The sequence below is a fragment of the Corynebacterium aquilae DSM 44791 genome, assembly GCF_001941445.1.
In the GTDB taxonomy this organism is placed as follows: Bacteria; Actinomycetota; Actinomycetes; order Mycobacteriales; family Mycobacteriaceae; genus Corynebacterium; species Corynebacterium aquilae.
In genome coordinates, this window is record NZ_CP009245.1 from 2,650,573 (window position 1) to 2,669,080 (window position 18,508).

The following is an 18,508-nucleotide window of genomic DNA, read 5'->3' on the forward strand; positions in this document are numbered from 1 at the left end:
CGAAAAGCGCGCAGCCCCGCTGCCCACCCCGGGTGGGGCCTTGCCCATGACTACAGTGGAAACCCCACCACACCCGCGAAAGCAACCACCATGGATCCCCGCTACGCACACCTGCTCACCGAACTGGCCTCCCCCGAGGCACACACCCGCGACGACAAAGCCTTCAACACCCTGGCAGAACTCATCGCCAAAGAAACCAACCCCACCACCCGCACCGCCATCCTCGAGCACGCCACCTGCCGGCTGGCCACAGCGCAGGCAAGCGTATGGGAAAAATCCTTCCTCACCCTGATCCTGAGCTGCCTGTGCGAATCCGGCACCCACCACGACCACGCCTACACCACCATGCGCCAGTGGTACCTCACCGAAGAAGACACCCGCGGATACGACCCAGAAATTGGATGGATCCACGCCATCGCCCACGGGGCGGACTACCTCGCCAGCCTGGTCACCCACCACCACCTCGCCCCCAACGAATGCCTGGAAACCATCAGCCTCCGCCTGCTAGGCCCAGGTGGCGCCTACACCGCCCACGAAGACGCCCGGCTAGCACGAACCGCCCTGATCAGCCTCGCCGCCCTTTCCCAACAGCCCAACACCCGCCCAGAAGACATAAACCGCTGGCTAAAACCCATCGAAGAAAAACTCTCCACCAGCACAGAGTTTCACCCCTGGCAGCACAACACCGCCATCACCCTCAACGCCATCCTCCAAGGCCTGCCAGAAAACACCCCTAACCAGCACTTCGAGGCGGTTCGGGAAAGCATCACCCGCATCACGCACCAGATTCGCCCCTATGCGACACCACTTACATGACCCCAGAGAAACATCCGCGGTTGGGAACTGGTATAGTCATCGCGAGAAGAACGATTCCTTCGTTGCGTGTTTTCTCCGAAAACGTCGACGAGAGTTTTCTTCAGCTGCCGATGTAGTTCAATGGTAGAACTCCTGCTTCCCAAGCAGGCGGCGCGGGTTCGATTCCCGTCATCGGCTCTCGTGTCATGTAGCGCGACATTGTTCCAGACAATGTCGCGCTACATTTCTATTTTCTGGGGTGCTGAGATCGGCTCGGGTCGGTGTAATGGGCCGCTGTTTTTTCGCGCAATGAGTGTCGTTGCGAGGCCACACTTTGGGGGTTCGGTTCTGCAACTGGGGCGAATTTTTTGCTGGGCTGAGGGTTTGTGAGGTGGTGTTGGGTGAACTGACTCTTGCTGGGCTGTGGGCGTTGTGTGCAGGCGGGCGGTGCAGGTGTGGTGTTTTTCAGGTCTGGATGGTTGTGGGTGCGGATGTGTTCATGGTGGCCGGAACTATGTCGCGCTACATCGGTTGTGGGGGTTGGGTGAATTTTTTGGTGTGGGGTGTTTTGTGTTTGGGGTGTGGGCCTAGGTGTTGGTGCTGGTGGTGGGGTGTGGATTGGGGTTTGAGTCCTTGGTCGCCGTGTCGTTCGTAGGCTCGGAGAATGGTGTAGATGGTTTGGAGGCTGAGGTTAAGTGCTTTGGCGATGGCGGTGACGGATTGGCAGTTGCGGTTCCTGACGATGATGGCTTTGTTGCGGTTGTATGTGGTGTTGCGACGGGGCTATTGGGGGTGTTCGTAATTGCGATCGTTCTGGATTAGCAACGTGGTTGTGTCAGGTATGTCCCGGGACATGTGGGGGCTGTACTGGTGGGGAGATGTCAGATATGTCCCCGAACTTCACACCATCATCGGATCCATTATCCAGCCCAAAACGGATACAAGCAGTTTCCTCGCGGCCACTGACCGGGCGGTCTGTTTTCCTTGATATTGCGGAAAAGCGGGTGCCCGGGTTTTTCGTGCCTGTCGGCTGTTGGGTGCGGTGTGGGTGCTTCGTTAGCCGAGGACGGTCTGGCGGAGGCGAGTTCATCCAGTTTTGTGATGGCCACGGAGTTCAGAGTTAGTGGCACTGCTGTCGCCGTCAGGGTGTGATTGAGGCACTGGAAGGTGGGAACGAGGTCTCCCACCATGAGTGGGAACGGGTTTGCATTACGTAAGCGCCTACAGACTCTACTTTTTCTCCCAGGCTGTTGCTCTCAGGCGTTGACGCGGTTTTGAGTACCGCACTGACTTTACTGACGCCAAGCAGCCAGGTCGCTATCTTCGAGTCAATAGATCCCAACAGTTCGTAAGCAACAGGTACATAGACGAAGCATCCAAATGCAGCAAAAGCTCAGTGTGAGAGACACGATTACTTACCATGTACAGATGAGCAAGGCTAGGGTATGAGCCCGCAACTTACTCGCACATTTACTGGAAAAGGTTTGACAGTAGTTAGAGTAGGTGCCAAGAAGCGCGTGGATCTCGGTCAGACTTTCCTCTCCAGCGCACTAATTCGGCTTTTCGAAGTGCTTCCAATGCGCGCTTGGCAGTTGGTCGCGCAATACCGACCAGCTCCGCGACTTGTCCAGTGCTCAGCGGGCGATCCTGCAGTCTAAGCACATCTAGGATAATTCGTGCGTTTCGGGGCAGCTCAGCAAGTAATTCTGGGTCCACAGCATCGGTTGCTTTAAGCGTTAAGGTTACGGAGGATGCGTTTTGCCGATAAATAGGGGCGGAAAGTCCCTGTGTTTTCATCTCATGGAAGATACGCTTGATACCTTCGCCTAGTTCTCGAGTGATTCCCATGTCTGCACAGACGCGGGCGATTCGCGGGTTACGGGCATAGCGTGAAATCTGGAGGGGTTCGGTTGTATCAACCAGTCCGGGGAAGCGCCCAGGGGACGTGATCTCTACGCGATGTGGGAAAATTTCGAATCGAATATGGTCACCCGCTATGTTGTATGAGCGATGAACAACCGCATTAACTAATCCTTCTAGCCAGGCATCGCGTGGAATCATAGGTACCGGGTTGAATAGGCCACTTTGAGTGAGCTGCTGCCGGGCGGGGATGGATTGAGTAATTTTCGTAGCTGCCTGCATGATTTGTTGCGGCAAGGGACCTTCGATCCGAGTGTCCTCTAGCAGAGTCATTTGGGATCCAAGCCCACGTTCATCACTGTCATATTTGAGGATTCTGACGTAAGCGCTGGGAAAATCGCGTTGCGGGCGGTCATCGAAAAGTAACTCCGCAGCTACAGTCAGTCTGTCGTGACGGTCTATCAGATCCCTGGCGTACAGCATCTCTTTCACGCTTGAAGAACCAATCGACTGCTGATAGCTTTCCGTGAGTTCTGCTGCTAGGTCATTAATAGTCAGATCAACTGGCGTTGCTTCGAAAGTCTTACTACCTCGATCGTAGGCAAGCGCTTGCTGTTCTGCTAGTGATAGTTTGCGAGATTCATCGCCAATACGCAGGAAGCAGTCTCCCGATTTGCTGGTGTGAACTGTGTCACCAGGTTCGACTCGGATAATAAGCACCTGTTTACCATCGTCCTCGATGGTTGAAATCTGGGTACGCACCGGGGGGATAGTGAAGTCAATAGCGGCTTGGCGGATGGCATTGACCGATTTAGTTGGCACTCCATCGACTTGCCCATTGCTGAGCCCCACTGCCAGAATGCCTCCCTCAGCGTTAGCAAAGGCAATTAACGGTCGAGCGAGGTCTTTGGCTGCTATCCGCCCGGATTTTCGGTCAAACCATTGATCTTCCGCCCTGACCAGCAAATCTTTCAAGGCCCTCGAGTCCGGTTGGGCTAGCACTGCATGAACACTACGGAAACTCACGTATCTACTGTAACATTGTTCCAGTAGATTTCACTGTCTTATATAGATGCTTGTTGGCAGATATTGCCTAGTGGAGAGCTGGAGATATCCTCATTAAGCCGTGCATTACCATTGCTTTCGCGTGACTTTACTTGCGTTACCTTACCGTTCCCGACGCAGGGGCAGGCTGACAGGCGGAGCGAAGCTGCTGGAGCGTTTGGTTGAACACCTACTGCAACATTTTTTTTCAGTAGATGTTTCAGTAGGTAGATGTGGGGATGGGGGGCAGATATGGCAACCCCTGACGCCAAAATGCAGGCCATTGAGAGTGAGACCTTGGCAGATGCGTGGCTGGAATGACATGCTTGCCAAGTTTGACAAGGATCCATCCTGGATTTATTTTCCATCCGATAGCTAACAGAGGCCGAAAAAGCCTTAGCCACCATGCTCCATGCCAATGCCAAAGACCCCCTGATACTGGTGGAGCATGCACGTGCTGACCAATTCGATACCAGTGGGTTGGAAGCCGAAATTAAAATCGCCCGGGCCACTCTCAACGCGGCCAGCCAAGCACTAGCCAACCTAGGAGAAAAGGGAACGAACGCCGCCCTAGCGATGGGGTAATACGAGCAGAAGTATGGCGCCACACCCCACACTTATGACCAGACACAAGCCAAACACCCGCAACTCCAGGAACAGGTCAACGAGATCCGGCATCGAAGCGGGTTCCAGAAAAACTCGACTTTGCCCATCAATGGACGACAGGAGGCATTGAACTGCATACGCTAAACGAAGTGCGTGCCGATCATGTGAATGCCATGACGAAAGAAGGGTGGATGGCATTTTCCTGATTTTCTGCGTAGGCATAAATTCCTTCTACGCTGAATTTGGATGAATGCTTATAGAGCGGAAAGAGGATAAAAGACTGCGACGACGTTTTTCCACTACCGCATCCACTTCAGCCAAAACGGCCAGTTTGACTGAAAACGTCCAGATTCTCCCCACGCAGCACCCTAACCGTTTCGGCATATCCGTTTGGATGGAAAAGTATCTCGTGTCATGTAGCGCCACGATGGAATAAGGGTTGGGGCTAAAAAAGTCCACCCCGCCGGGAGCACGGCACACAATACAACTGGCACGCGCACATGGAAGACAAACCACGCAATCGCGGTGCAAAACCAACGAAAGAGTCTGCGCAAGGTAGCGCGATACCCTCCTGGACTGCAGGCCTAACGAGTTCGGCCCGAGTGGAAAAACGCGCCTATGGCGTTAAATGCTAAAGCCAGCACGCTGTATGCAACGCCATAGATCAGTGCGCTGGCGTTAAAAAAGACGATCATGGGCAATAGGAAGCACAGCACAGGGGCGAGGAGCCAGAGAAAATTAAACCCACTTTTCACCCCATCCCACCCCGCCAAGGCAATAGTCACCAGCGGAAGGGCAGCCAGCAGCACAAGGAAAGCGAAACTCTTCGACCAATCGTTTAGCTGCGCGCTTAAGGAGATGGCAAAAGATAACGCGGGTAGTGCCATATAGAGCACAAACAGCAGCCCGATGCGCCCCTTGGTTGTTTTCACCATCGTCGTCATACCTCCAGGAAAGCTTGCGCTAGATTGTCTTGGCCGAAGGGTTCGGCGAATTGCCCCAGATGGGGTTTTTAAGCAAATTGGGTGTGCGGGCGCGGGTTGGTGTTCGCTGGGTCTTTTCCCTCAATTCCCCAGGGTTCCTACGCTGACAATTATTCCCACTAGCGCCACAATTCTCAAGCGATTCAGCAGTGGGCAGGGGCGGTGTGGATTTCTTGGCAGGTCGGAATGTGTCGATGAAAAATAGGTGTTTGCCGAGCATGTTTTCGTTGCCGTTTTTCTTAGCTAGTTGCTTTGTGGCAACCTCGCTGGCTGTTTATGCGTGCACCAATGCGGAGGTATTGGAGCCTGTCATCATCATGCTTGTGCCAGATCGCATGGCGGCTTTTCTTTTCCGCACATACAAGTCGGGCAAAGCCGGTTCAATGAGGGTGTTGCAGCATTGGGTTTTTCAAGCTTAGGTAGCTGACGGGAAAAGTCCCTGGGAGCGACACTTTGGGGGTGCGATTACCCACCGCCACGGCATCTCATAGCTGGGTGTACAGCCGTTACCTGTTTTGCTGTCTGCTTGCGAGTATTACAGCTGTGAAAGAAAGTGGGGCACCCGCCTGCTTCAAGGGGGGTGCCCCCACGTTTTATTGGGTTGGGCACCTTAGCGGTGGTGCTGTTCGAGGAAGTCCTCGATGCTTTTTTGGCTGTCCTCGTGTGCTGCTTCATTGGCTGCTTGGGTTCCGCCGGTGGCGATGCGCATGTTGGACAGATTGTTCACGCCGTCGCCGAAGAAGATGTGTCCGGCGTCGGGGTAGGTTTTGACGGTGGTGCCTTGGGGGCGTTGCTCCTGGATGAGCTGTGCTGCCTGCGTGCTGTCCCACATCATGTCTTTTCCGCCGGCGATGAGCAGGATGTCGGCGTCTGTGTCTGTGACGGGGATGAGTTTGCTGTCTCGGTCCGGGTCGTCTTCGACGGCATTTTTGTAGACATTTAGGTATTCGACCGGAGCACCAACCAGCATGGGTAGTCCGGCTTCCGCGAAGAAGGTGGCGGGGTTTGTTTCCTTCATGTTGATGAAGGGCAATTGTTGGCCTTGCCAGGTCCAAGAGGAGCTTGCTTCACGGCCGAAGTCGAGGCCGGCGTAGTTGTACGCGGACGGCGCGCGCAGGATGAGCGAGTCTATTTCGTCGTATTTGGTGGCGAGGTTGAGTGCGTATTCCGCGCCCTTGGATGCGCCGATGACGGTGAGGGGGCCTTTGTCTGTGACGTTGGCGTTGATGTAGTCCAACACGTCGTCGAATTGTTCGAGCGGCACCTTCGACAATTCTTGTGGCTGATTGTCCATGCCGAACATGAACACGGCCATGGTTTCATATCCACGTTGCGCGAGCTGTTGAGCATCCTGAAAGCCTGCGGCGCCATCTGAGCCGCCATAGCTGACGATGATTCCTTTGTGCTTTTTGTCTTTCGGCACGAGGTGGAAGCCGTGGAGGGTGTTGTTGTTGACGGTGGTGACTTCTACGCCATCGATGTCGGTGGGGTACAGACTCAAGTTGGTGGGGTCGGTGTAGTAGCTTGTGCTCGCACTGGTGGAGTCGGAGCCGTATTTGTGGTTGTAGAAAACCCTGAGGGCCACGACGATTAGTACGAGGGTGAGGATCAGCGTGAGAATGGACAGCAGTGTGCGTTTGAGAATTTTCATTGCGGCTCCTTGGGAAGGCGTCTACTAGTGTGTGTAACACATCACTATCCCCTTTTGGGGTGAAATAGTTTTTCTCTTTGTCCATTCCGTGGACACCTCCCCCTAGCTGTGAGGTTGCACCGCCGGGGGGAAGCCGCATGTTTGGTGGTTTAAGGGCGGTTGATCAGGTTCGTCATGGGAACGAAGTCTCCTAGTTGGGGTCTAAGGGTGGTGATTTTTCCTTGGGAGTCGAGCGCTGGGATGGTGGCGTTCTTCCCCGGGGTACCCACCGGGCTGAGTGGGTGGGGTGTGCGGCGTTGTGGCGCCGGGGTGACAGTTTCGGGGGTAGCCGCTGGGAGTTGGACGGTGGGGGCGGTCATGGCCACAACTAGTTCCGCGGCGGCGCGGCTGATGCGCTGGTTGAGGGCGCTGCCGGTGGTGCCGAAGTCTTCGGTGGCCGCGAACACGCCAGTGGCGATGGGGTGTGCGCGCAGGGCTGCGGCCAGTGGCCGGAGGGCGTAGTCGATGGCAAGGCTATGCCGGGCGGTGCCGCCGGTGGCGGCGAGTAGGACGGGTGTGTTGCGGATGCGGTCGGTTCCGACAAAGTCCATGAAGGTTTTGAATAGTCCGGAGTAGCTGCCGGCGTAGATGGGGCTGACCAAAATGATGCCGTCGGCGCGTTCCATGGCGTCTAGAGCGTCATCGAGTTCGTTGGGTGGTATGCCGGTTGCTAGTGCTTCGGCCAGTGGGTAGGCCAGGGGTTTGAGGTTGATGTGCTCGAGGGCGATGTCGTGGCCTTGCGTGTGTGCGAGTTGCTGGGTGTGGTGTGCGAGTTGTTGACCAAGCAGGTCGGTGGAGGATGGGATGGAAAGGCCGGCGGTAACGACGGTGAGGGTGTAGGTGCTCATGGGGGTGCTTTCTTTTTTCGGGTGGGTTTGTGGGCTGGTGGTGAGGTTCTCTCCCCCGGCCCGTGTGGGTACGGGCCGGGGAGATGAGGGGTGCGGGCTTTTTACTTGGCGGTGGCTTTGTCTTCGGCGCGTAGTCCGGTCCAGTTGTCGCCGGTGTGGAAGGGGTAGCTGGCGGAAAAGGCGGGTTTGCCTTCGAGTTCGAGCTGGTGATCACGGGCGGCGACCAGGCTGTCGTGGGTGGGGGCGTCAGGGACGTCTGCGGCGCGGTTGCTGTCGTATTCGTGGCGCAGTGCCGGGGCGACGGTGTCGCCGAGCATTTCGATTTGTTCAAGCACGTATTTCAGCGGCAGGCCGGCGTGGTCGATGAGGAACATGATGCGCTGGACGTCGCCGTAGGCTTGGCGCATGCTGGCGTAGCGGTCGATGACTTGTTGTGGGGAGCCGACGGTCAGTGGGGTGTGGGCCATGAAGTCTTCCATGGGCGCACCGTGGCCGTAGACGGGGGCGTTGTTGTAGTAGGGGCGGAAGCGGTCGATGGCGTCTTGGCTGTTTTTGGCCATGAAGGCGTGTGCGCCGATACCGACGATTGCTTGGTCTGCGCGGCCGTGGCCGTAGTGCTCATAACGCTGCCGGTAGAAGTCGATCATTTCCGCGGTGTGTTCTTGCTTCCAGAAGATGTTGTTGTGGAAGAAGCCGTCGCCGTAGAAGGCGGCTTGTTCGGCGATTTGCGGGGAGCGAATCGAGCCGTGCCACACAAACGGTGCGACCCCATCGAGCGGGCGTGGGGTGGAGGTAAACGATTGCAGCGGGGTGCGGAATTTACCTTCCCAATTGACCACGTTGTTATCCCACAGTGTGCGCAGCAGGTCGTAGTTTTCGATGGCGAGGTCGATGCCGTCGCGGATGTCTTTGCCGAACCAGGGGTAGACCGGTCCGGTGTTGCCGCGGCCTAGGGTCAGATCGAGTCGACCGTCGGAAAGGTGCTGCAGCATGGAGTAGTCTTCGGCGATTTTCACCGGATCGTTGGTGGTGATCAGGGTGGTGGCTGTTGTCAGCTGTAATGTGTCGGTTTGCCCGGCGACGTATCCAAGCAGGGTGGTTGGCGAGGATGAGAAGAAGGGCGGGTTGTGGTGCTCACCGATACCGAAGACGTCGAGGCCGGCGTCCTCGGCGGCGCGCGCGATGGTCACCACGTCTTTGATGCGCTGGTTTTCGGTAGGGGTAACACCGGTGGTGGGGTCGGTGGTGATGTCGGAGACGGAGAAGATTCCGATGTGCATGATGGGATTCCTTTTTGTGTGTAGGGGTAGTCAGACAGCTTTTTGTCTATTCGTCTATTTGTCCGTGGTGGATTCAAGGTAGGTGTTCAACTGGTCGAGCACCTGGCCAAGGGCCAGAAGTTCGGTGTCGTTCAACGCGGCGAAGAAGGTGTCTTCGAGGATCCGGTCGTGGAGTGCTCGTGCGCTGTTAAAAGTGGTGGTTCCTTCCGCAGTCAGCGCCAGGGTGAGTGCGCGTTTGTCGTGGTCTGCGGGGATTTTTTCCAGCAGTTCGCGCTGTTCAAGGCGGCTCACAGCCCGGGAGAGTCCGGAGGTGGTCACCAGCACGGTGGCTTTGAGACAGTTCATGGACAGTTGCTGTTCTGGCGCGCGATGGATGGTGGCCAGCACGTCGTAGTCGGAAATACTCAAGCCCAGCTGGCTTTTTAGAGCCGATTCGAGCGTTTGGGTGATTTTGGTGCTGCTGGTGAGGAAGCTTTTCCACACATCCCACTTTGTTGTCATGTCACCAATATAGGCCGATATAGTTGCGCGCGCAACTACCTTGGCAGCAACCACCCACCCCCACACACAGCACCAGCACCACACAGCACCAACACCAGCACCACAAAAGCCTCAAAACACCAGGCCAACACCCATCCGGGAATACCCAAGCCAAAAGAACAACTTGTGTGTTGTATGCGCATTGATATCTACTCCGACGTCGTCTGCCCCTTCTGCTTCATCGGACTAGCCAACCTAGAACAAGCCATCAACAACCTCGGCGACAAACTCAGCGACAACCTCGACATCGACATCCACCACCGCGCCTTCGAACTCGACCCAAACGCCCCACACCAACCCCCAAGCAACCTCATTGCAGCCATCGCGAAAAAATACGGCATCAGCCAAGAAGAATCCGAACGCTCCCAGCAGGCAATCGCCGCCAGCCTAAAAACCGTCGGCGTCAACTTCGACTACCACCACGCCCGCTTCGGCAACACCTTCGACGCCCACCGCCTCATCCACCTCGCCGCGGAAAACAACCAATCCACCCCAGTCAACAAAGCTCTCATGCGCGCCTACCTCGAACAAGGCAAAAACCTCGCCGACCACGCAGTCCTACGCCAAGTCGGCATCGAGGCGGGACTCGACGCAACCGCCATCGATGAGCTACTCAACAGCGACCGCTACGCCGAGGCTGTACGAAACGATGAAACACAGGCAGCACAACTCGGCGTGCGCGGCGTGCCCTTCTTCGTCTTCGACAACGTCTACGCCATCTCCGGGGCACAACCCGTCGCGGTATTCGAACAGGCACTCACCCAAGCGGCCGCCCAGCCGGCAAACGGCAGTGGCGCCTGCGCCGCGGACGGATCCGGCTGCGCCTAAACCACAAAGCGGTACCCGAAACCCAGCTCAGTAATGAAATGAGCTGGGTTTTTCGGTTCCTGCTCCAACTTCTGCCGCACCTGCGACAAATACACCCGCAAATAATTGGTCTCCCGGTTGTAATTCTCCCCCCACACCGCATGCAACAAATCCAACTTGCTGACCAACTTGCCCTGATGCTTGACCAAAAAATCCACAATCCCCCACTCATTAGGAGTCAGCTTCACCAACTCACCATCCCGCCACACCTGCTTATTCGCCAAATCAAAACGCAGATGCCCATCCTTTGTCACCACCAAAGGATCCGCGCCCGAAACCGACGAACCAGTACGTCGCAACGCCGCCCGCAACCGCGCCAACAACTCCCCCATCGCAAAAGGCTTCGTAATGTAATCATCCGCGCCGGCATCCAACGCCTCAATCTTGCCCTGCTGCAACTGACGCGCCGACACGACCAAAATCGGCATATCCGACCAGCCACGCGTCCCCCGCAACACATCCAAACCCGACAAATCCGGCAACCCTAAATCCAGCAGCATCGCATCGGGAACCCACTCCCCCGCAATCCGCAACGCATCCGCAGCATTCTGCGCCACCTGCACCTCATAATCGCGGGCCTTGAGGTTAATGATGATGGCCTGCGCCAACGCATGATCATCCTCAACCACCAAAATCTTGGTCACTGGGCGCTCTCCTTCTTCTCCTTAACAGGTTTCAAGATACGTCCACTCGGCGGCGTCCCGTCAGCATTTCGCAAAGTCAACACAAAAGTAGCGCCCCCACCCGGGGTCTGCTCATAGGTCAACGCCCCATCCATCGCCTCCGCGAAACCATGCGACACCGCCAATCCCAAGCCCAAACCATGCTTACCGCTATCGGTCAAATGCTGGAACGGAGTAAACAGGTCAGCCAATTGCTCCTCACTAATCCCCGGCCCATGATCAATGACCCGGATCTCCACACAATCCTGCACACTGCCCGCCACCAAATGAATATCCGAATGCGGCGCATAGGTCCGCGCATTGATCAACAAATTCGCCAAAATCCGCTGAGTTAACCCCGGGTCCCCCGACACCTGCGGCAAAGACTCCGGAATATCCACCGTCACATGGCTCGCGGCCTCCGGAATCTCACGGCGCACCGCATCGACCAACTCATCCACATTCATCGCCGTGCGCGCCACCGTCACCGCATTCGAATTCAACCGCGACATATCCAACAAGTTGCCCACCACCGTGTCCAAACGGTCCGTGGACTGCTCAATCATCTCAATCAAATCCCGCTGCATCTTCGGCGACAACTCCACATCATCAAGCGTCAAACTCGACACCGCAGCCTTAATCCCCGCCAACGGGGTGCGCAAATCATGACTAACCGCCGTCAGCAGCGCACTACCCACCCGGTTTCCGGCCTGCAGCGCCGCCGTCGCCCGACGCATCGCATCCACATCCTCCCGAGCCAACATTGCCGTAATCCGCGCCCCATGGGCCTCAATAATGGCCAACTGGCTCGGCGAAGGCGTCACCCCCCACAACGTCAACCGCAAATTCTCCCCCAACGCAATCCGCGAAGTATCCCCACCCGGGGTCGGCTCCGCCAACACCTGATGCCCCTTGCTGGAATACAACGGGAACCACTTCTTCCGGCCCGTCGAATAACGCTGCACATCCACCCGATCCAAACCAAAAGTGGACTCCAAACGCCGCAACAACGCCGGCACATCATCGCCCTCACGCAACACCCCAGAGGCCAAATCAGCCAACACCACCGCCTGCGCCTGCGCGCGCCGCGCCTCCCGGCCACGCCGCTCCGCGGCAGACACCACCCACGCCACCGCCAGCGCAATCACCAAAAACAGCACCAACGCCGCCACGTTTTCCGGATCCGACATCGTGAACGTGTGCACCGGGTCGGTGAAAAACCAGTTCGCCAACAACGAACCCACAATCACCGCCGCCAACGCCGGCCACACCCCCGCCAGCAAGGTGGAAAACACCGCAATGGTCAAATACCCCAACAAAATCGGGGCCAAATAATCCTCCGAGGGATTCAACAACTGCACCGCACCCGTCAACGCCAGCGGGCCAGCAATCGCCACCAGCCAGCCCGCCACCCGGCGCGGGGTCGGGAAATTCGTGTTCGGCAAACCCTTAAAAGACAGGTGGGAATCCTGCTTGCCCATCGACACGATGTGCACATCAATGCCCTTGCCGGCACGATCAATGATCTTGCGGCTAATCCGGCCCGACAACGTCAACCGGTTGCCGCCGGAAGTGCCAATAATCAGCTGGCTGGCCGACACATTCGTGGCGAAATCAATCAGCGTCTCCACCACATCGCCGCCCAGCAGCACCCGCCACTCGCCGTCGAGATCCTCGGTCAATTTTTGCAAATTCGACAAGGTCTCCGGGGCGCGCGACGCCAACCCATCGTCCTCGGCGATGTGCACCACGATCAGCTCGCGGCTCGCCTTACGTCCGGCGATCCGCGCGCCACGACGAATCAAAATCTCCGAGTCTGGCCGCCCCGTCACCGCAACCACGATGCGCTCACGCGTCTGCCAGCTATCAGTAATTTCCTGATCCTGGCGGTATTTCTCCAGGCCCTCATCGACCTTGTCGGCCAGCCACAACAAGCTCAACTCGCGCAGCGCCGTCAGGTTGCCCAGCCGGAAATAGTTCGACAGCGCGGCCTCCGCGCGGTCCGGTTGATAAATCTCGCCCCGCGACAGGCGAATCCGCAACGCATCCGGCGACAGGTCCACCAGCACCACATCGTCGGCATCCCGCAGCACCTGGTCCGGCACCGTCTCCCGCTGCCGGGTGGTGGTCACCGCAGCAACTACATCGTTGAGCGACTCCAAGTGCTGAATATTCAGCGTCGAAATCACATTGATGCCCGCATCCAGCAGGGTGTAGACATCCTGCCAGCGTTTGGTGTGCGGATTCTCATCATCGGCATCAACCTGGCCGGCGCCGACAATGGTGTGCGCCAACTCGTCAACGAGCACAAACTCTGGCGCCCGCTCGAGCACCGCGGCGAGATCCATCTCCTCAAACTGCGCGCCTTTATGCTCCACCACGATGCGCGGCAGAATCTCAAGGCCCTCAGTCAGCGCCTTTGTACGCGCCCGCCCATGATCCTCCACCAGGCCCACGAGTACATCGTGGCCCCGCTTCGTCAGCTCATGAGCCTCCTGCAGCATGGCGTAGGTCTTACCGACGCCAGGAGCGAAACCGAGGTACACCTTGAGAGTGCCGCGCCGTGTCATGGTGTGTGCTTATCCTTTCGCCACGTCCAAAACCGCCAGGTTCAGCAAGAGCACATTCACGCCTTGCCCTTGAGTGGAGTCTAGGACGAGACCGGCAACCGTGTCCTCACTCAGCCCCTGTGCCTTGGCCACCCGCGGGATCTGCAGGCGCGCGTACTCGGGGCTGATGTGCGGGTCCAAACCCGACGCGGACGCAGTGATCGCATCGTCGGGAACCGCACTTTCGGCAACGTTTTCTTCCTGTGCGATACGCGCCCGACGCTCGGCAACATCACGCAACAGCGTCTCATCGCCCTTCGCCAGGTTCGTCGCACCGGAATCCAGCGCATCATAGCCGCTGGCCGAGGGGCGGGAGTGGAACAAGGCCGGGTCGTCGAACTCCTGCCCAATTAAGGCAGAGCCCACCACTTGGCCGTCAGCGCCAGTGACCATGGAGCCGTCAGCATTGTGCGCGAACACGCGCCCTGCACCCCACATTGCGAAGGGATACAACACACCCAAAATCACCGTGAACGTCAACAGGAACGTGGCGGCCACGCCGAGGGTCCTGCGATAGGTAGCGGAAAACATCACTTGGGTCCTTTACATTCCGAAGACGCCGCTGAGCAGCATATCGATGAGTTTGATTCCGATAAACGGCACAATCACGCCGCCAAGACCGAAAATCATGAGGTTGCGGTTCAACAGTGCGGCAGCACCACCCGGGGTGTACTTCACACCCTTGAGCGCCAAGGGGATCAGCGCCACAATGATCAAGGCGTTGAAGATCACCGCCGACAAAATCGCGGACTGGGGGCTGTGCAACCCCATGATGTTGAGCTTTTCCAAACCAGGGAAAGCCACCAGGAACATAGCCGGGATGATCGCGAAGTACTTCGCCACATCGTTGGCGATAGAAAACGTCGTCAACGCGCCGCGGGTAATCAGCAACTGCTTACCGATCTCCACGATCTCAATCAGCTTGGTCGGATCGGAGTCGAGGTCGACCATGTTGCCGGCCTCCTTCGCAGCCATGGTGCCGGTGTTCATCGCGACACCCACATCCGCCTGCGCCAGCGCCGGCGCATCGTTGGTGCCGTCACCAGTCATCGCCACCATGCGGCCGCCGTCCTGCTCCTTCTTGATCAGGGCCAGCTTCTCATCCGGGGTGGCCTCCGCCAGGAAGTCATCCACACCAGCCTCGGCAGCAATCGCCTTAGCGGTCAGCTCGTTATCACCAGTGACCATCACGGTGCGGATACCCATGGCACGCAGCGTTGCGAAACGCTCGATGATGCCATCCTTGACGATGTCTTTCAGGTGAATCACACCCAGCACCCGCGCGGTCTCCGGGGTGCCCGGCAGCGCCGGGAAACGCTCCACCGCATCATCACTGCGCACCGGACCGGTCTCAGCGACCATCAGCGCGGTACCACCAGCCATGGACACCTCAGTAGCGGCATCCAGAACTTCCTGCGGCACCTGTGCACCAAAGGTCTCCACCAGCTGAGAAATCTCACTAGCAGCACCCTTGAGGATGCAGGAACCATCCGGCTGGCTGATACCCGACATGCGGGTATTAGCGGTAAAGGGAATGAAGTTCGCGTGCCGGTAGCTTTCCTCCGGCAACTGGCCCAAACCGAGACCATTTTCGGCGAGCTCCACAATGGAACGACCCTCCGGAGTCTCATCCGCCAAGGACGACACCTGGGCGGCACGGGCCACATCCTGCTCACTAATACCCGGGGCAGGGATGAAAGCCACCGCCTGACGATCACCGACGGTAATGGTGCCGGTCTTATCAAGCAGCAACGTGGACACGTCACCAGCGGCCTCCACCGCACGACCAGACATAGCCAGCACATTGCGCTGCACCAGTCGGTCCATGCCGGCGATACCAATCGCAGACAGCAACGCACCAATGGTCGTCGGAATCAAACACACCAGCAACGCAATCAAAATGATCGGGTCCTGGGCGGCACCGTTGAACGCAGCCATCGGCGCCAGCGCCAACACCACCACCAAGAAGATGAGGGTCAGCACGTTCAGCAAAATGCTCAACGCCAACTCGTTAGGGGTCTTCTTACGCTCCGCGCCCTCAACCAAAGCGATCATCCGGTCAATGAAGGTCTCGCCCGGCTTGGAGGTGATGTTGACCAAAATCCGGTCCGACAACACGCGGGTACCACCGGTCACAGCGGAACGGTCACCACCAGATTCACGAATCACCGGCGCAGACTCACCCGTGACCGCAGACTCATCAACACTGGCGGCACCAGCGATCACATCACCGTCACCGGGGATCACATCGCCAGCCACGACCAGCACCGTATCGCCCGGCATCAGGCTGTCAGCGGGAACTTCCTCCAGCTGCGGATCAACCAGATTCTTCTCACCGACCACGCGGTGAGCCACGGCATCAACCTTCGCGGCACGCAAAGAGTCAGCCTGCGCCTTACCGCGGCCCTCCGCGATCGCTTCGGCGTAATTGGCAAACAGCACGGTAAACCACAGCCACGCCGTGATCGACCAGGTGAACAGGGAGGGGTGCAGTGCTGCAAGCACCAAAGTGAACGCCGCACCAACCTCCACAAGGAACATCACCGGGGTGGTGAGCATCTGCCGGGGGTTGCATTTCTTCACAGCCATCCCGAGCAGTTGGGGATTAAAAACCTGGGACATTTACATAACCTCCAGAGCCTCGACCAGCGGGCCAAGAACGAGAGTGGGAAGGAAGGTCAGCGCACTCACAATCAGTGCGACACCAACCATCAAGCCCACGAATTGGGGTCGGTGGGTAGGAAGGGTGCCAGCGGTGGCAGGAACCGGCTTCTGCTGTGCCAAGAACCCAGCCAAAGCCAAAACCATGATGATGGGGATGAAACGGCCAAGCAGCATCGCATAGCCAAGAGTGGTGTTAAACCACGGGGTGTCGGCGCCAAAACCTGCAAACGCAGAACCGTTGTTGTTGGCCGCCGAGGTGTAGGCGTACACAATCTCGGAGAAACCATGCGCGCCAACATTGCCCAGGCTGTCCGGGGTGGCGGGCAGCAAGGTCGAGACTGCAACACCAGTGAGCACCAGCACCGGCATGGTCAGGATGTACAGGCTGACAGCCTTCATCTCCCGCACGCCAATCCGCTTGCCGAGGTACTCGGGGGTACGACCCACCATCAGGCCGGCGATAAACACCGACAGGATGGCGATCATCAGCATGCCGTACAGGCCGGCACCCACACCGCCGGGGCTGATCTCACCCAACAACATGTCGAGGATGAGAGCGCCGCCACCGAGCGGACTGTAGGAGGAGTGGAAGGAATCGACCGCACCGGTGGAGGTCATCGTGGTGGACACCGCGAAGAACGCGGAAGGAATAACCCCGAAACGAACCTCACGGCCCTCCATGGCAGGAGCGCCAGGCTGGTGAATGATGGTGCCAGTCTCGGCAAGAATGACCGTGATCAAGGAACCGAAGTACAGCACCAGCATTGCGGACAGCACAGCCCAACCCTGGCGGGTATCGCCCACCATCTTGCCGAAGGTGCGGGTCAGGGAGAACGGGATTACCAGGATCAGGAAGATTTCCAGGCAGTTGGTGAACTGGTTGGGGGATTCGAAGGGGTGGGAAGAGTTAGCGTTGAAGAAGCCACCACCATTGGTGCCGAGCTCCTTGATGGCTTCCTGGGAGGCGACAGCGCCACCCGGAATGTTCTGCACCGCACCGGTGAGGGTCTGCACCGCCTGAGGTGCGTGGAAGTTCTGGATGGCACCCTGGCTGATCAGGATGAACGCGGCAATCGCCGCACCCGGCAGCAGGATACGCAGCACGGTGCGGGTCAGGTCGACCCAGAAGTTACCGATGCGACCATCGGTAGCTTTGGACACCAGACCACGAATCAAAGCAACCGCAACGCAGATACCAACGGCTGCGGACACGAAGTTCTGCACCGCCAGGCCAGCCATCTGGGTCAGCAAGCTCATGGCCTGCTCACCGGAGTAGGACTGCCAGTTGGTGTTGGTGGTGAAGGAAATTGCGGTGTTGAACGCCTGGTCGGGGTGGACAGGCTCCATCCCGATGGCCAACGGCAACCACGGCTGCAGGCGCTGCAGCGCGTACACCGCCAACACGCTCAGCATGGAAAAGGCCAAAACGCCGGTGGCGTAGTGGGTCCAGTGCTGGCTCGCGCGGGGATCCACGCGCGCAATGCGGTAGATAGCGGACTCAATGTTGGAGTCCTGTTGGGACTGGAACACCCGGGCCATGTAGTTGCCGACAGGAATGTAGGCGATGGCCAAGGCCGCCAAGGTGGCGATGACTGGAAGTAGTGCATTCATGCTCATGAGAAACGCTCCGGATTCAACAAGGCCATGAACACATAGATGATGGCGATGATGCCGAGAACGGCACCGACGATGGCTTCAAGGTTCATAGTTTGTCTGCCCCCTTGATGATCAAGTGCAGCAGACCGAAGCTCACGAGGGTCGCGAGCACAAACACGATGTCTAGCATGCTGATGATTTTCACCCCGCACCCAATCCAGCCACATGCTCCTTAACGCATTCTTTGCGCTATAGGCCGTTCGTGCTGCGATGGTGTTAAGACCGCGTTAAGAACCACTTCACGCTGTCCGCTCTGCCAAGCACATCTTCGCCCCGCAAAAAGCTTTCCCACCCACAGTTCTCTGTCTTCTTGCGCACGAGTTTCTCAGACAACACCTTGGCAGCCGTCCAGTAACAAACTCCCTGTACAGACAGTGTTTATACACCGATGGCCCGACCTGCGG

Annotated in this window: 16 protein-coding genes and 1 tRNA gene; 4 read left to right on the plus strand and 13 right to left on the minus strand. The window is 57.9% G+C overall.

Annotated elements, in window-relative coordinates; translation table 11 throughout:
- Positions 1-90 precede the first annotated feature (90 nt).
- Both CAQU_RS11215 and CAQU_RS11220 read left to right on the plus strand, forming a co-directional pair.
- A complete protein-coding gene (locus CAQU_RS11215) occupies positions 91-816 on the plus strand; it encodes a DUF2785 domain-containing protein (protein WP_075727794.1) in 726 nt (241 codons plus the stop codon).
- 106 nt (positions 817-922) lie between these two features.
- Positions 923-993: transfer RNA gene (locus CAQU_RS11220), tRNA-Gly, on the plus strand.
- 324 nt (positions 994-1,317) lie between these two features.
- Here CAQU_RS11220 and CAQU_RS13315 read toward each other — a convergent pair.
- Positions 1,318-1,542, minus strand: a complete 225-nt coding sequence (locus tag CAQU_RS13315) for a helix-turn-helix domain-containing protein (RefSeq protein ID WP_084563263.1) — start codon at positions 1,540-1,542, stop codon at positions 1,318-1,320.
- 747 nt (positions 1,543-2,289) lie between these two features.
- The gene (locus CAQU_RS11230) at positions 2,290-3,630 is read right to left on the minus strand and encodes an ATP-binding protein (RefSeq protein ID WP_245797265.1); all 1,341 of its coding nucleotides are present in this window, start codon (positions 3,628-3,630) and stop codon (positions 2,290-2,292) included.
- Positions 3,631-4,104: 474 nt separating this feature from the next.
- Between CAQU_RS11230 and CAQU_RS11235 the strand changes: the two genes are divergently transcribed.
- Positions 4,105-4,284 (plus strand): hypothetical protein, encoded by a 180-nt coding sequence (locus tag CAQU_RS11235; RefSeq protein WP_075727798.1) that lies wholly within the window; start codon positions 4,105-4,107, stop codon positions 4,282-4,284.
- 605 nt (positions 4,285-4,889) lie between these two features.
- On the opposite strand, the gene CAQU_RS11240 is transcribed toward CAQU_RS11235, so the two are convergent.
- The 5 genes from CAQU_RS11240 to CAQU_RS11265 all read right to left on the minus strand — a co-directional run bounded on the left by CAQU_RS11240 (position 4,890) and on the right by CAQU_RS11265 (position 9,607).
- The gene (locus CAQU_RS11240) at positions 4,890-5,249 is read right to left on the minus strand and encodes an iron ABC transporter (protein WP_075727800.1); all 360 of its coding nucleotides are present in this window, start codon (positions 5,247-5,249) and stop codon (positions 4,890-4,892) included.
- Between the two features lie 649 nt (positions 5,250-5,898).
- Entirely contained in the window at positions 5,899-6,939 is a 1,041-nt protein-coding gene (locus CAQU_RS11250; protein ID WP_075727804.1) for an acyl-CoA thioester hydrolase/BAAT C-terminal domain-containing protein, read from the minus strand.
- A gap of 149 nt (positions 6,940-7,088) precedes the next feature.
- Entirely contained in the window at positions 7,089-7,826 is a 738-nt protein-coding gene (locus CAQU_RS11255; RefSeq protein WP_075727806.1) for a CE1759 family FMN reductase, read from the minus strand.
- A 101-nt stretch (positions 7,827-7,927) separates the two neighbouring features.
- Positions 7,928-9,106, minus strand: coding sequence for a CE1758 family FMN-dependent luciferase-like monooxygenase (locus CAQU_RS11260; RefSeq protein WP_075727808.1), 1,179 nt, complete (start codon positions 9,104-9,106; stop codon positions 7,928-7,930).
- A gap of 54 nt (positions 9,107-9,160) precedes the next feature.
- On the minus strand, positions 9,161-9,607 hold the full coding sequence (locus tag CAQU_RS11265) for a MarR family winged helix-turn-helix transcriptional regulator (protein ID WP_084563065.1): 447 nt from the start codon (positions 9,605-9,607) through the stop codon (positions 9,161-9,163).
- 174 nt (positions 9,608-9,781) lie between these two features.
- Between CAQU_RS11265 and CAQU_RS11270 the strand changes: the two genes are divergently transcribed.
- Positions 9,782-10,474 (plus strand): DsbA family oxidoreductase, encoded by a 693-nt coding sequence (locus CAQU_RS11270; protein WP_075727812.1) that lies wholly within the window; start codon positions 9,782-9,784, stop codon positions 10,472-10,474.
- Here CAQU_RS11270 and CAQU_RS11275 read toward each other — a convergent pair.
- From CAQU_RS11275 to CAQU_RS12760, 6 genes are read right to left on the minus strand one after another with little or no spacing between them, the layout of a single operon-like run.
- Positions 10,471-11,157 carry a response regulator gene (locus CAQU_RS11275; RefSeq protein ID WP_075727814.1) on the minus strand — a complete coding sequence of 229 codons (687 nt, stop codon included), beginning with the start codon at positions 11,155-11,157 and terminating at the stop codon, positions 10,471-10,473. The genes CAQU_RS11270 and CAQU_RS11275 overlap by 4 nt on opposite strands.
- The gene (locus tag CAQU_RS11280; RefSeq protein WP_075727816.1) at positions 11,154-13,745 is read right to left on the minus strand and encodes a DUF4118 domain-containing protein; all 2,592 of its coding nucleotides are present in this window, start codon (positions 13,743-13,745) and stop codon (positions 11,154-11,156) included. Before CAQU_RS11280 ends, CAQU_RS11275 begins: the two co-directional genes overlap by 4 nt.
- A 9-nt stretch (positions 13,746-13,754) precedes the next feature.
- Positions 13,755-14,315: a potassium-transporting ATPase subunit C gene (locus tag CAQU_RS11285; protein ID WP_075727818.1), complete on the minus strand. Its 561-nt coding sequence runs from the start codon at positions 14,313-14,315 to the stop codon at positions 13,755-13,757.
- A gap of 12 nt (positions 14,316-14,327) precedes the next feature.
- A complete protein-coding gene (gene kdpB, locus CAQU_RS11290) occupies positions 14,328-16,406 on the minus strand; it encodes a potassium-transporting ATPase subunit KdpB (protein ID WP_075727820.1) in 2,079 nt (692 codons plus the stop codon).
- Complete coding sequence (gene kdpA / locus CAQU_RS11295; protein WP_075727822.1) at positions 16,407-18,065, minus strand: potassium-transporting ATPase subunit KdpA; 1,659 nt, start codon at positions 18,063-18,065, stop codon at positions 16,407-16,409.
- Positions 18,062-18,154 carry a potassium-transporting ATPase subunit F gene (locus tag CAQU_RS12760; protein WP_075727824.1) on the minus strand — a complete coding sequence of 31 codons (93 nt, stop codon included), beginning with the start codon at positions 18,152-18,154 and terminating at the stop codon, positions 18,062-18,064. The genes kdpA and CAQU_RS12760 overlap by 4 nt, the downstream gene beginning before the upstream one ends.
- Positions 18,155-18,508: the final 354 nt, after the last annotated feature.